Source organism: Erythrobacter sp. 'gip.4 top 5', assembly GCF_056495765.1.
The window spans coordinates 1134539-1147964 of sequence record NZ_CP200270.1 but is presented as its reverse complement, the minus strand read 5'-3'; the positions used below and the strand labels follow the sequence as shown (position 1 = coordinate 1147964).

Sequence of the window (13426 nt, the reverse complement as noted above, 5' to 3'; positions counted from 1 at the left end):
ACAAGTGTGCGGGAGAGCAATGATGAAGCGGATGGCGGTTCTGGCAGCAAGTGCGGCTGCGCTGACACTGATCCCGGCAAGCGAGGCGCTGGCGGGCAAGCGTTATGACGCCACGATCACGCGCACCACCTACGGCATTCCGCATATCGAAGCCAAGGACTGGCGCGGCGTGGGATACGGCGTCGCCTATGCCTATGCGCAAGACAATTTGTGCCTGCTGGCCGAAGAGTTTGCGACCGTCGCGGGCACGCGATCGCTCCATTTCGGTCCTGAAGGCACCGCCACGCTGGGGTTCGAGGAAGTCGATAACCTGTCCTCGGACGTGTTTTTCCGCACGATCATCGATCTGCCCGCCCTGCAGGAAGGCGCCAAAACGCTGACCCCTCGGGTACTCGGCCTGTTGGACGGCTATGTCGCAGGCTACAACCGCTTCCTCAAGGATGCCGGCGCTGACGGTATTCCCGCGGATTGCCGGGGCAAGGCCTGGGTCCGCCCGATCACCCGCGACGATATGCTGCGCCTGAATGAAAAGCAGATGCTGCTGGCCAGCTCGCTCAACCTGGCATCCGCCATCGCCAATGCGGCGCCTCCGGGCAGCGCTGTGCCCGCGCCCACGGCCGCCATCACCATGCCCAAACCCGGCGAACTGGGCATGGGCAGCAACGGCTGGGCCTTTGGCGGCGATACGACCGCAGACGGACGCGGCATGGTAGTCGGCAATCCGCACTTTCCTTGGAAGGGCCCCAACCGCTTCTGGCAGATGCACGTGAAGGGGCCAGACGGTTACGAAGTGATGGGCGTGGGCCTGGCCGGCAACCCGATGCCGACGCTGGGCTTCAACAAGGACATTGCCTGGACTCATACCGTGACCGAGGCAAAGCACTTCACGCTGTATCAGCTTGCGCTCGATCCGGCTGATCCCACCCGCTACATGGTCGATGGGCAAAGCATGGCAATGACGCCGCAGACCATCACCGTGCCGATGCCCGAAGGCACCCCGGCGGTGACGCGAACGCTCTATTCCACGCGTTTCGGCCCGGTGTTTGTGGTCCCCGGGCGCGGCATCACCTGGAGCACGGCAAACGCCTTCGCGGTGCGCGATGCCAATCGCGGCAACCAGCGCGGGATCGAGGCATGGTTGCAGATCGGTGAAGCGAAAAACGTCGGTGAGATCAAAGCCGCTGTAAGCGAAACGCTCGGCATCCCCTGGGTCAACACCATCGCGGCCGATCGCTACGGCGATGCGCTGCACGCCGATGTCACGGCGATCCCGAATGTCTCCGCCGAAATGATCACCACCTGCTCGACGCCGATTTCGGGCCTGTTTGCCGAACTTGCGGTGCTGCTCGACGGATCGAAGCAGGCCTGCGACTGGGCCGTGGCGGAAGGCACGCCTGCGCCCGGCCTGATGCCTGCCAGCGATCAGGCAACAACGATCGTGCGCAGCTACCTCACCAATTCAAACGACAGCTACTGGATCAGCAATCCGGCGATCCCGCACCGGCAATTGTCGCCGATCCTGGGCAAGTACGAAACGGCGCGCAGCCTTCGCACCCGGTCCAACTTCACGGAAACCGCTGCGCTGCTGGCGGGCGGCAAGGTCGATCATGCGCGCGCGCAGGCCCACGCCTTTGCGAACAAGAGCCTTGCTGCCGACATGGCGATGGATGCGATCACAACCTTGTGCGCTGGCGACGCTGGGCTGCCCGAAGCAGCGGTGCGCGGCTGCAAGACGCTGACCGGCTGGGACCGCCGCTTCGAGGCGAGCAGCCGCGGCGCGGCGCTGTTCCGCGCCTTCTGGCCCAGGGCAGCCAAGCTACCCGGCTTGTGGGCGGTGCCTTTCGACACGACCGACCCGGTCAATACCCCGCGCAACCTTGCCACCGATGGGGCGAAGCGCGAAAAGCTGCTGGCTGCGCTGGGCGAAGCCGTGGAGGATCTCGAAAAGGACGGAGTCGCGCTTGATGCGCCATGGGGTGATGTGCAGCGGGTGATGGCGGGCAATGACGCGATCCCGATCCATGGCGGCCCCGGCACGCTGGGCATCCTCAACATGCAGGAATCCGTGCCGACACCGAACGGCCTGACCCCACGCCACGGCACCAGCTACATCCAGATCGTCGGCTTTGACGAAAACGGCCCGGTGGCAGACGCGATCCTGAGCTATTCGCAATCGACCGACCCGGCCTCCCCCCACGCCGCCGACCAGACCCGCGCTTATGCCGCCAAGCAATGGCATCGCCTGCCGTGGCACCTTGCGGATATTCGCAAGGCCCGCATCGGCAAGCCCAAGCGGATCGCGCAGTAGACTGGTCACTGGGGACCGGCGAGCCGCTCGGCACGCCGGAAACCACCAACACCCCGCCGCCGCCGCGCCGGCCCACGGAAACATTCTCGGCCTATGTGGCTTTTGTCTTGCAGATGCTTGGGCCTGCGGGCCCAGTAACCAATCTGTTCAAGGATATTATCCCATGCCCCGTATTTTGATGATCGCCACCTCCGCCGACCGGATGACCCCCGGCACCGAACCAACCGGCGTCTGGCTTGAAGAACTGACCACCCCCTATTACGCTTTCCGCGATGCGGGCGCGGATGTGAAGCTGGCCTCGATTTCCGGGGGCGCGATTCCGATCGATGCGCGCAGCCTCAATGCCGACGGCAAAAACGATGCGTCAGTCGAACGCTATTTTAAAGATGAGGCGTTTCAGGCCGAGGTTGCCAATACGCTCGCTTTTACCAGCATCGACACCTCCGGTTTCGATGCGGTCTTCCTGCCCGGTGGGCACGGCACCATGTTCGATTATCCCGATAACGAGGAACTCGCGCGCCTGATCGAGCGGCTTGACCGGCAGGGCAAGATCGTTGCGGCCGTGTGCCACGGGCCGGCCGGACTGGTTTTGGCCATTGGGCCTGATGGCAAGCCGCTGGTCAATGGACGGCGCGTTGCGGCCTTCACCGACAGCGAAGAACGTGCCGTGGGTCTTGCCGAAGCCGTGCCGTTCCTGCTCGAAACCCGCTTGAAGCAGCTGGGCGCCAAGCATGAAAGCGGCCCGGATTTTGAACCCTTTGCGCTGCGCGATGGCAATCTGATTACCGGCCAAAACCCGGCCTCCGCAACCCGCACCGCCGAACTGGTGATGGACGTTCTGAAGACCCAGGCGCGCTGATCATGCACTATCTTCACACCATGCTGAGGGTGTCCGACCCGGACGCTTCGGTCCGCTTCTTTGAACTGCTGGGGCTGAAAGAAACCCGGCGAATGGAAAGCGAAGCCGGACGTTTCACCTTGATCTTCCTGGCCGCCGATGAAGATTATCGCGGCGAAGGCGAACGCGCCCAGGCCGAGGTCGAACTGACCTATAACTGGCCGCCCGAAGATGGCAGCGCGCCGGAAAGCTACACAGGCGGCCGCAATTTCGGCCATCTCGCCTACCTGGTGGACGATATCTACGAAACCTGCGCCCGGCTGCAAGCCGGGGGCGTGACGATCAATCGCCCTCCGCGTGATGGCCATATGGCATTTGTCCGCTCGCCCGATGGCATCTCGGTGGAACTGCTTCAAATGGGCGAACACAAGGCACCGGCAGAACCGTGGGTGTCAATGCCCAACACCGGCGCGTGGTGACAGCGCGACAATCCGTCAGCGCAGTTTGAGGTGCAGGATTGTGGAGCGGGTGAAGGGAATCGAACCCTCGTCGTCAGCTTGGGAAGCTGCTGCTCTACCATTGAGCTACACCCGCATGGCGGCCGCGGCTGTACGCCTGCGGTCACGATCAGCGCCGTTGCCACGATTCCCCGCGGCTGGTCAACACCGGATCGCTGCCCTATCGCTGCCAACGCTCAGTCCTCAAGCCAATGTCGCCACGCGAACCAGCCCATCACGACGGCGCCGATCAGCAGGCAGAAACCCACCACGCCCCAGAATGCCCAGGGGTGAGAGGCAAAGGGAATGCCTTCGACATTCATGCCGAGCAGCCCCGTCACGAAGGTCAGGGGCAAAAAGATAAACGCCGTCACGGCAATGCCCAGACTGCGCTGGTCGATCTTTTCTGCGCGCAGATCGGTCAGCTGCTCGTGCAGCAGCGCGGCGCGCTCGCGCACGGCCTCCAGTTCCTCGGCCATGCGCGCAAAGCGGTCTGCCGCCTCGCGCAGATGCATCCGGTCCTCCTTGCTGATCCAGGCGAATTCCAGTTGCGCCATCGCGCCCAGCGCATCGCGGTCGGGCGCGACAAACCGCCGCAGGACAATCGCCTGACTGCGCAGCCCGGCAATCTTGCGTCGCAGTGCATAGATATCGCCACCATCGAGCATCCCTTCGCAATCATCAAGCTGGTCACCCAGATCGGCCACTTGCGGATCGAGCTCGGTCGAAATCGCCTGCGCCAGCGCGGCCACGAAATCGCCGCCGTCCATCAGCCGCCCGGCGCGCATAGCGGCGTCGACCTTGCCCAGCGCGGCGAGGCGGTGACGGCTGACCGATGTGACCCGCCGCCCTTCGACCCACACGCGAATCGACACCAGCCCGTCGCTGTCCTGCATCGTGTCCGCTGCGGTGCCACGCAGGTTGATGAGTGCGGCCTCGTCCACCTCGTCACAACGCGGGCGGGTCTCCTGCGCCACCAGCGCGTTGGCTGCCATCGGCGGGACATAGGCGGGCAGATCGTCACGGCTGGCCTGCGCCGCGCTCTCGGCATGAAGCCATACGAATCCCAGCCCCGCATAGGTCACAACCGCGTGCGGCGGGATTTCGGTGACATTGCCGTTTTCGGCAACCAGGGCGTGCAGGCGCGGCGCGGCGGACGGCTGTTTCATGCCGCCCGCGTTAGCCCCGGCCCACGGCCAACGGCAAGCGCCGACACACCAGCGCGCCGATCGCGCAAACGCTTGATCCTGCGTTGTGCCTTCGCCAGAACACTGATTTTAAGGCAGAGGGACTTCGGCATGATCGGGCAGCACGTTATTTCCGTAGGCGCAATCGCAGGCCTGCTGGCGGCTGCGGCGGTCCCGGCGGGCGCCCAAGCGCAGGCGCCGCTGACACTCAGCCAAACCGAGGTCGCGGCGCCCGAATTGCCACCAATCCTCAGCCCACGCGCGCGCGCTACACTCGAAAACCGCATCCTGGCCGAGCGGCTTGACACCCTGATCCCGCAGATCATGCGCGAAGAGGGGATCGACCTGTGGCTGCTGGTGGCGCGCGAATATTTCGAGGAACCGGTGGTCGCCACCATGCTCGATGCCGAAAACATGCACGCCCGCCGCCGCACGATCCTCGTGTTTCATGATCCGGGCGAAGGCCAGCCGGTCGAGCGGTTGACAGTCAGCCGCTATGGCCTTGGCGGACTGTTCGCGCCAACCTGGAACCCTGACGCGCAGCCCGATCAGTGGCAGGCCGTCTCCGATCTGATCGCGGCGAAAAACCCGGAGAAAATCGCGATCAATTCCTCCGATCTCACCCAGTTCGCCGACGGTATGACGCTGAGCCAATATGATCGCTTCATGGCAAAGCTGCCCCCTGCCCTGCATGACCGCGTGGTCAGCGGCGAGGGGCTGTCGATCCGCTGGCTTGAAACCCGCACGGCCAGTGAGATGGCGCTGTATCCCACCATTGTTCGCACCGCCCACGCGGTGATTGGTGAGGCATTTTCGCGGGCCGTGATCACGCCCGGCGTCACCACCGCACAAGAGGTACAATGGTGGTATCGTGACCGGCTGATGGGACTGGGCCTTGATCCGTGGTTTCATCCTTCGGTGGCGATCCAGCGCGCCGGCGTGACGGGCATGATCGAAGGCGACGAAGTGATTCAGCCGGGCGATCTGCTGTGGACCGATTTCGGCTTCACCTACCTGCGGCTCAACACTGATACCCAGCATCTCGCCTATGTGCTGAAGCCGGGTGAAACCGAAGCCCCCGCCGGACTGCGCGCTGGCCTTGCGAACAGCAACCGGGTGCAGGATTACCTCACCCGCGCCTTCAAGGTGGGGATCAGCGGCAACGACGCGCTTGCACAGGCCCGCGCCGATGCGATCGCAGCGGGGCTTGATCCTTCGATCTACACCCACCCCATCGGCTATCACGGCCATGGCGCGGGGCCGAGCATCGGGTTCTGGGACAATCAGAACCCCGACCCGCGTGGGCAAGGCCCGATCCGGGCCAACACGGCATGGTCGATCGAGCTAACATCCTATGCGTCGGTGCCCGAGTGGGGCGGGCAGCGGGTCGATTTCCGGACTGAGGAGGACGCCTTCTTCGATGGCGAAACCGTGCGTTACATCGACGGACGCCAGACCGCGATTACGCTGATCCCGTCAGACTAGCGGCTCGACGATCCAATCCCGCGCGCGCGGGTTTTCACGCGGTACACATCGGTCAGCGCGGTGATGTACAGCTCCGACAGGTCCGGCCCGCCCCATGCCAGATTGGTGGCGCGCTTGGGCGTTTCCAGCCGCGCCAGGACGGCGCCTTTGGTCGGATCGACCACGCAGATGCCGCCGGGGCACGTGAACCACACCCGCCCATCCGTATCCACCCTGACGCCATCGACCCGGCCGGGCTTGCTGTCATCGGTCACATCGACAACCACACGCTTGCCCGACGCGGTGCCATCCGCCGCGATGTCATAGGCCCACAGCGTCTGGGTGGCGGTGTCTCCGACATAAAGCACGCGCTCGTCCGGCGAAAAGGCGAGGCCGTTGGGCCGCGAAAGCGCATTGTCGATCAAGGCCATGCGACCACTTGCCTCGTCAAAGGCAAAGACGCCCGAGAAATCCAGCTCTGCCGCGCGTTGGCCAAGGCCGTAGGGCGGATCGGTGAAAAAGATCATCCCGTCGCGGCGCACCACCACATCATTGGGGCTGTTCAGGCGCTTGCCCTGATAGGTGGAAACGATGGTCTGGCGGCCGTTTTCTGGCGTCCAGCGGGTGACTTCGCCACTGGCGTGTTCGGCGTTGATGAGGCGCCCGTCGCGGTCAAAGGTATGGCCATTGGCCATCGCGGACGGCGCATAGAGCACTTTGGGCGCGCCCTCTGACAGGACGAGCGCATAAACGGTGTCCCCCGGAATATCGCTGAAAATCAGCCGCGATCCATCCCACGCCGGACCTTCGGTGAAGGTGTATCCGGTAGCAGCCAGTTCGAGGCTACCGGGTACAAACAGCGCGTCGTCATCAGCGATGGATGCCGGAGGGGAGGTGGGCGGTGATGCAGAAGGCGTCAGGGCGCAGCCTGCCAATGCCGCCGCCATACCGACCATCAACTGCCATGTCTTGCCCATCATCGCTTCCCTCTCGACCTGTTCAGCGCACAACCTGCCCGCCCGCCCCCTTGCGCGCCAGCATTTTCGCGAAGGTCGCAAGACTTGCCAGCGTAGGTCCGCATCGCCATTGGAGGGCCAGAGACAGGAGAGTTCCCCCCCATGACCCAGACCCTGCGTCAGATCGACCACTTTATCGTCGGCGATACGCCCGCCCCCACCCGCAAGCACGCCATCTGGAACCCATCGACCGGCGAAGTGCAGGCCGAAGTCGCACTGGGCGATGCCGCGCTGCTGGCGCAGGCCGTTGCCGCCGCCCGCCGCGTCCAGCCCGAATGGGCCGCCACCAACCCGCAGCGCCGTGCGCGGGTGATGTTCGCCTTCAAGGCGCTGGTCGAAGCGAACATGCAGTCGCTGGCCGAAATGCTGTCGTCCGAACATGGCAAGACCGTGCCCGACGCGCGCGGCGATGTGCAGCGCGGGCTCGAAGTGATCGAATATGCCTGCGGCATCCCGCAGGTGATGAAGGGTGAATATACCCACGGCGCGGGGCCGGGGATCGATGTCTATTCGATGCGTCAGCCACTCGGTATCGGGGCGGGCATCACCCCGTTCAACTTCCCGGCGATGATCCCGATGTGGATGTTCGGCATGGCCTGCGCGGCAGGCAACGCCTTCATCCTCAAGCCTTCGGAGCGCGATCCAAGCGTGCCGATGCGGCTGGCCGAACTGTTCCTGGAAGCGGGCGCGCCTGAAGGGCTGTTGCAGGTCGTCCACGGCGACAAGGAAATGGTCGACGCGATCCTCGACCACCCTGATATTGCCGCGATCAGCTTCGTCGGCTCGTCCGACATCGCGCAATATATCTACAGCCGCGGCAGCGCCAATAACAAGCGGGTGCAGGCCTTTGGCGGGGCGAAGAACCATGGGATCGTGCTGCCCGATGCAGACTTGGATCAGGTGGTGAACGACCTCACCGGCGCGGCCTTTGGTTCGGCCGGGGAACGCTGCATGGCGCTTCCGGTGGTGGTGCCAGTAGGCGAGGAAACGGCAGAACGGCTCAAGGCCAAGCTGTTGACCGCCATCGCAGGCTTGCGCATCGGCGTCTCCAACGATCCCGATGCGGATTACGGCCCCGTCGTCACGCCCGAACACAAGGCGCGGATCGAACAGTGGATCGACGTGGCCGAGGCCGAAGGCGCGGAGATCGTCGTCGACGGTCGCGGGTACACGCTGCAGGGCCATGAAAAGGGCTTCTTCGTCGGCCCCACCCTGATCGACCACGTCACCCCGCAGATGAAAAGCTATCAGGAAGAAATCTTCGGGCCCATGCTCCAGATCGTGCGCGCCAAGGACTTCGAAGAAGCGGTACGGCTGCCGTCGGAGCACCAGTATGGCAACGGCGTCGCGATCTTCACCCGCAACGGCCACGCCGCGCGCGAATTTGCCGCGCGGGTCAATGTCGGGATGGTCGGCATCAACGTGCCGATCCCGGTGCCGGTTGCCTACCATTCCTTTGGCGGATGGAAGCGATCGGGCTTTGGCGATATTGACCAGTATGGCACCGAGGGCCTCCGGTTCTGGACCAAGAACAAGAAGATCACTCAGCGCTGGCCCGATGGCTCACCGGATGGGTCAAACGCCTTTGTGATCCCAACGATGGGGTGATGATCAAAAGCGTCTGCCGCTCAGGCCACCGCATTTGTTGCTTCTGATGCGCCGTCGATGCTTGGCGGGATGCGTGATTTGCGGCAGAGGCTTGCGCGCTATGGTCACCCCGCCCCTGATCGCTTCGGCAACCCAATAAGGCCGTCCTGGACACCGCATGAAGCAGGTCTTCGCAAACATGGGCTGGCTGCTGGGCGGGCGCGGTTTCAACGCGGTGCTCAGCCTTGTCTATCTCGCCATCACGGCGCGCACGCTGGGCACGATCGGCTTTGGCCAATTTGCGCTGATCATTGCGCTGGGGCAGGCGGTCACCGGGTTTTCCAGTTTCCAGACCTGGCAATTCATCGTGCGCTGGGGCGCGAACCCGTTCGAACCGGGGGTCGATATCGCCCGCGCGCGCGAAGCGACCGGGTTCGCCGTGGCGCTCGATGGGGTGTCGATGGCGGTCGGCACGCTGGCGTCAGCGGTGCTGGTGCTCACCGCGCCGCTATGGCTGGATGTGCCGCCCGAACTGATGTGGCTGACTTTCATCTATTGCGTGGTCTCGCTGCTGGCGATCCGCACGACGCCCACCGGGATGCTGCGGCTGCATTCGGAATACGGCAAGGCCGCCGGGGCCGAAGCGGTGCAGCCGGTCATCCGCACCGGGGGCACCCTGCTCGCCTGGTGGCTCATGCCCGATGTGATCGGCTTCATCCTCGCCTTTGCGCTGTCCGAAGTGACAACCGCGCTGACGCTGTGGGTGGTCGCCTTGCGCGTCCAGCCGGTCACGCTGGCCTCGATCAGCCTGCGCGCTATCCCCTCGCGCCACAAGGACGCGTGGAAGTTCGTGTTGTCGACCAATATGTCGGGTAGCCTCGCGGTCGCGGGCAAGCAGGTGATGATCCTGCTGGTGGGCACGTTCGGCGGGGCGTATCTTGCGGGCGGATTCCGTATCGCCAACCAGCTGGGCGTGGCGCTGATCGCGCTGGCGCAGACCATCTCCAAGGCGATCCTGCCCGAACTGGTGCAATCGCGTGACGGCGCGGTGGACATCGCGCGGCGCATGGCAAACATTGCCGCGCTGGCGGGTGTGACCGCCGTGATCACCGCGATCATGCTGGGCCGACCGGGCATTGCCCTGATTGCGGGCGAGGAGTTCACCGGGTTCTATTGGGCGATGATCATCCTCAGCATCGCGGGCGCAGTGGAGCTGGTGGGGGCGAGCCTCGAATCCCTGCTGGTATCGGCAGGCAAGGCGCACGTGGCCTTCCTGGTGCGCCTGTTCCCGACGATCCTTGCACTGGTCATGCTGGAAGCCGCGATCGGCTGGAAAGGCGCGCAAGGCGCAGGCTTTGCCGTTCTGGGATCAAGCGTGCTGACCGTGGTCGGCTTTTATCTGGCAATCATGAACCTCAAGCAGTTCAGGATCGTCGTGGTGCCGGAAAACGGGCCGGAGATAACCGAAGGGGCGGACAACACGCCCGCCCCTCCCAAATCCTGATCCGAACCTAGGTTCGATTACCCCTCATACGCCAGCTTGGGCTTGCGCGCCGCGCCCGTTTCATCAAGCCGCCGCCGGGGCGCGTAATAAGGCGCCTGCTTCAGCGCCTCGTCACCCGCCAGCGCCCGTTCCACGACACTGCGGAAGGCGGTGATGAATTGGTCGATGGTCGCCTTGCTTTCGGTTTCGGTCGGCTCGACCAACATCGCGCCATGGACCACCAGCGGGAAATAGACGGTCATCGGGTGATAGCCTTCGTCGATCAGACCCTTGGCAACATCGAGCGTGGTGTGGCCATTGGTGAACTCCTTGTCGCCAAACAGCGCCTCATGCATGCAGGGGCCAGAGCCTGCGAAGGGCGCATGGAGAATATCTTCCATGCCGCGCAGGATGTAGTTGGCGTTGAGCACTGCGTCCTCTGCCACCTGCTTCAACCCGTCAGCGCCGTGGCTGAGGATGTAGGTAAGCGCGCGGGTGAACATGCCCATCTGCCCGTGGAACGCGGTCATGCGGCCAAAGGTCGGCCCGCCTTCCTCCCGGTTCTCCTCTTCGACGAGGTAGAACGCGCCGGCACCGTCTTTGCGCACGAAAGGCAGCGGCGCATAGGGAGCCAAGGCCTCGGACAAAACCACCGGACCTGAACCTGGCCCACCGCCACCATGCGGGGTGGAAAAGGTCTTGTGCAGGTTGATGTGCATCGCATCCACGCCCAGATCTCCCGGGCGTACCTTGCCAACGATGGCGTTGAAGTTGGCGCCATCGCAATAAACATATCCGCCAGCAGCATGCACGGCATCTGCGATTTCACGCAGATCAGCTTCAAACAGGCCGCAGGTGTTGGGATTGGTGATCATCACCGCTGCCACATCCGGGCCAAGCCGGTCTTTCATCGCTGCCAGATCGACGCGGCCTTCGGGAGTCGCGGGAATATTTTCGACCCGGTAATTCGCAAAAGCGGCCGTGGCAGGATTGGTGCCGTGCGCGCTTTCCGGCACCAACACAACCTCACGCGCATCACCGCGCGCTTCCAACGCGGCGCGGATGCACAGCATTCCGCACAATTCGCCGTGCGCCCCTGCCTTGGGGCTCATCGCGACGGCATGCATGCCCGTCAGCGTAACCAGCCAGTTGGCAAGCTCGTTCATCACCTCGAGCGCGCCCTGCACCGCAGATTGCGGCGCGAGCGGGTGGATGTCGGCAAAGCCGGGCAGGCGCGCCATCTTCTCGTTCAAGCGCGGATTGTGCTTCATGGTGCAGCTGCCGAGCGGGAAGAAGCCCAGGTCAATCCCGTAGTTCTGGCGGCTGAGGCGGGTGTAGTGGCGCACGGTTTCCGGCTCAGTCAGACCGACGAGGCCGATTGGCTCTGCCCGGCCAAGTCCGCCAAGCCGATTGGGTGCGTCCGGATCAACCGCAGGCAGATCAACGCCGGTCACATCGACACGGCCGATTTCAAACAGCAGCGGTTCTTCCAGCATCAGCGCGCGGTTGCCGGTGGTGGTAGTGGGGCCGCCTGCAACTTGGGTGTTGCCGTCATGATCGGCCAATTCCATCGCGGGCTTCCAGCCAGACTTGTTCGGGGCGTTCATTGCACGGTCTCCTTGATGCTGGCTTCCAGTTCCTGCGCGAGGCGCTCGATATCGTCTTCGGTGGTGGTCTCGGTCACAGCAACCAGCAGCGCATGTTCCAGCGCCGCAACGCCCGCATACAACCGGCCCAGTGACACCCCGCCCAACACGCCGCGATCCGCCAGATCGCGCACGATTTCGCGCGCGGGCTTGCCTTCGAGGATCAGGGTAAATTCGTTGAAGAACGCAGTGTTGAGCAGGCGTACCCCCGGCACCTTTGCCAGACGGTCGGCGGCCTGGCAGGCCAGGCGGTGGTTCTCCGCTGCCAACTGGCGCAGGCCCTTTTCTCCCAGCAGCGTCATGTGGGCGGTAAAGGCCAGCGCGCACAGGCCGGAATTGGTGCAGATATTGCTGGTCGCCTTCTCGCGGCGGATGTGCTGTTCGCGGGTGGACAGCGTCAGCACGAAGCCGCGCTTGCCTTCGGCGTCGGTGGTCTCGCCGCACAGGCGGCCCGGCATCTGGCGCACATGCTTGGAATCGCGCACCGCAAACAGGCCAAGGTAAGGACCTCCGAATTGCAGGCCGACGCCCAGCGATTGCCCTTCGCCCACCACAATATCCGCGCCCATTTCACCGGGGCTCTTGATTGCCCCCAGCGCCACAGGCTCGGTGTTGACCACCACCAGCAGCGCGCCCTTGGCGTGCGCGGCTTCGGCCACGGCGGTCAGATCGCTGATCCGGCCCAGAATATCGGGGTATTGCACCACAACGCAGGCGGTGTCCTCGTCAATCCGCGCCATCAGGCCGTCCAGATCGGGATCGGCGCTGATCGCAGGCTGCGCGTCGGCGATGGTGTCCCCGGTGAAGTGCGCCATGGTCTTGACCACTTGGGCGTAATGGGGATGCAGCGCGCCTGACAGCACCGCGCGGCTGCGCTTGGTCACGCGGGTCGCCATCGCCACCGCCTCCCAGCACGCGGTCGATCCGTCGTAAAGCGAGGCATTGGCCACTGCGCAGCCATAGAGGCGCGCAACCTGAGTCTGGAACTCGAACAGGACCTGCAGCGTGCCTTGCGCGATTTCGGGCTGATAAGGCGTGTAAGCCGTCAGGAACTCGCCGCGCTGGATCACTGTGTCAACGCTGGCGGGGACGTGGTGGCGGTAAGCGCCTGCCCCGAGAAAGAAGGGGACGTCGCCCGCCACCAGGTTCTTGGCCGCCAGCTTTTTCATGTGCCGTTCCACCGCCATTTCGCTGGCGTGCATCGGCAGTCCATGGATCGGGCCATCGAGGCGCGCCACTTCAGGCACATCGACGAACAGATCGTCGACCGTGGCTGCGCCAATCTTCGCCAGCATGGCCTGCCGGTCGGTGTCGGTGAGAGGAAGGTAGCGCATGGGAGAGGTGCTTCCGTGGCTGGGGGTGAAAGGGTCAGGCGTGGCCCGCGCTGTGCGCGGCAAAAT

At 64.3% G+C, this 13426-nt stretch carries 10 protein-coding genes and 1 tRNA gene; 6 read left to right on the top strand and 5 right to left on the bottom strand.

Annotation, left to right across the window (positions count from 1 at the left end; genetic code table 11):
• The first annotated feature begins 19 nt into the window (after positions 1-19).
• From ACRANW_RS05415 to ACRANW_RS05405, 3 genes are all read left to right on the top strand, one after another.
• Positions 20-2308, top strand: coding sequence for a penicillin acylase family protein (locus tag ACRANW_RS05415; protein ID WP_479433511.1), 2289 nt, complete (start codon positions 20-22; stop codon positions 2306-2308).
• 163 nt (positions 2309-2471) lie between these two features.
• Complete coding sequence (locus ACRANW_RS05410) at positions 2472-3167, top strand: type 1 glutamine amidotransferase domain-containing protein (RefSeq protein ID WP_479433510.1); 696 nt, start codon at positions 2472-2474, stop codon at positions 3165-3167.
• The gene (locus tag ACRANW_RS05405; protein WP_479433871.1) at positions 3167-3625 is read left to right on the top strand and encodes a VOC family protein; all 459 of its coding nucleotides are present in this window, start codon (positions 3167-3169) and stop codon (positions 3623-3625) included. The genes ACRANW_RS05410 and ACRANW_RS05405 overlap by 1 nt, the downstream gene beginning before the upstream one ends.
• A gap of 41 nt (positions 3626-3666) precedes the next feature.
• On the opposite strand, the gene ACRANW_RS05400 is transcribed toward ACRANW_RS05405, so the two are convergent.
• A tRNA-Gly gene (locus ACRANW_RS05400) sits at positions 3667-3740 on the bottom strand.
• Between the two features lie 100 nt (positions 3741-3840).
• Positions 3841-4812 carry a zinc transporter ZntB gene (locus ACRANW_RS05395; RefSeq protein ID WP_479433509.1) on the bottom strand — a complete coding sequence of 324 codons (972 nt, stop codon included), beginning with the start codon at positions 4810-4812 and terminating at the stop codon, positions 3841-3843.
• Between the two features lie 129 nt (positions 4813-4941).
• Here ACRANW_RS05395 and ACRANW_RS05390 point away from each other — a divergent pair, with 129 nt between their 5' ends.
• Positions 4942-6315 (top strand): M24 family metallopeptidase, encoded by a 1374-nt coding sequence (locus tag ACRANW_RS05390; RefSeq protein WP_479433508.1) that lies wholly within the window; start codon positions 4942-4944, stop codon positions 6313-6315.
• Here ACRANW_RS05390 and ACRANW_RS05385 read toward each other — a convergent pair.
• Positions 6312-7274, bottom strand: coding sequence for an SMP-30/gluconolactonase/LRE family protein (locus ACRANW_RS05385; RefSeq protein ID WP_479433507.1), 963 nt, complete (start codon positions 7272-7274; stop codon positions 6312-6314). The two genes, ACRANW_RS05390 and ACRANW_RS05385, sit on opposite strands and share 4 nt — an antisense overlap.
• A gap of 150 nt (positions 7275-7424) precedes the next feature.
• Here ACRANW_RS05385 and ACRANW_RS05380 point away from each other — a divergent pair, with 150 nt between their 5' ends.
• The gene (locus tag ACRANW_RS05380; protein WP_479433870.1) at positions 7425-8918 is read left to right on the top strand and encodes a CoA-acylating methylmalonate-semialdehyde dehydrogenase; all 1494 of its coding nucleotides are present in this window, start codon (positions 7425-7427) and stop codon (positions 8916-8918) included.
• Between the two features lie 157 nt (positions 8919-9075).
• The gene (locus ACRANW_RS05375) at positions 9076-10401 is read left to right on the top strand and encodes a lipopolysaccharide biosynthesis protein (protein WP_479433506.1); all 1326 of its coding nucleotides are present in this window, start codon (positions 9076-9078) and stop codon (positions 10399-10401) included.
• Between the two features lie 17 nt (positions 10402-10418).
• On the opposite strand, the gene gcvPB is transcribed toward ACRANW_RS05375, so the two are convergent.
• Both gcvPB and gcvPA read right to left on the bottom strand, forming a co-directional pair.
• On the bottom strand, positions 10419-11987 hold the full coding sequence (gcvPB, locus tag ACRANW_RS05370) for an aminomethyl-transferring glycine dehydrogenase subunit GcvPB (protein WP_479433505.1): 1569 nt from the start codon (positions 11985-11987) through the stop codon (positions 10419-10421).
• On the bottom strand, positions 11984-13360 hold the full coding sequence (gcvPA, locus tag ACRANW_RS05365) for an aminomethyl-transferring glycine dehydrogenase subunit GcvPA (RefSeq protein WP_479433504.1): 1377 nt from the start codon (positions 13358-13360) through the stop codon (positions 11984-11986). Before gcvPA ends, gcvPB begins: the two co-directional genes overlap by 4 nt.
• Positions 13361-13426 lie beyond the last annotated feature (66 nt).

Excerpts from the sequence above, each read along its gene's own strand:
- ACRANW_RS05415 (WP_479433511.1), top strand. The coding sequence starts at position 20 with ATGATGAAGCGGATGGCGGTTCTGGCAGCAAGTGCGGCTGCGCTGACA.
- ACRANW_RS05410 (WP_479433510.1), top strand. The coding sequence starts at position 2,472 with ATGCCCCGTATTTTGATGATCGCCACCTCCGCCGACCGGATGACCCCC.
- ACRANW_RS05395 (WP_479433509.1), bottom strand. The coding sequence starts at position 4,812 with ATGAAACAGCCGTCCGCCGCGCCGCGCCTGCACGCCCTGGTTGCCGAA.
- ACRANW_RS05390 (WP_479433508.1), top strand. The coding sequence starts at position 4,942 with ATGATCGGGCAGCACGTTATTTCCGTAGGCGCAATCGCAGGCCTGCTG.
- ACRANW_RS05385 (WP_479433507.1), bottom strand. The coding sequence starts at position 7,274 with ATGATGGGCAAGACATGGCAGTTGATGGTCGGTATGGCGGCGGCATTG.
- ACRANW_RS05375 (WP_479433506.1), top strand. The coding sequence starts at position 9,076 with ATGAAGCAGGTCTTCGCAAACATGGGCTGGCTGCTGGGCGGGCGCGGT.
- gcvPB (WP_479433505.1), bottom strand. The coding sequence starts at position 11,987 with ATGAACGCCCCGAACAAGTCTGGCTGGAAGCCCGCGATGGAATTGGCC.
- gcvPA (WP_479433504.1), bottom strand. The coding sequence starts at position 13,360 with ATGCGCTACCTTCCTCTCACCGACACCGACCGGCAGGCCATGCTGGCG.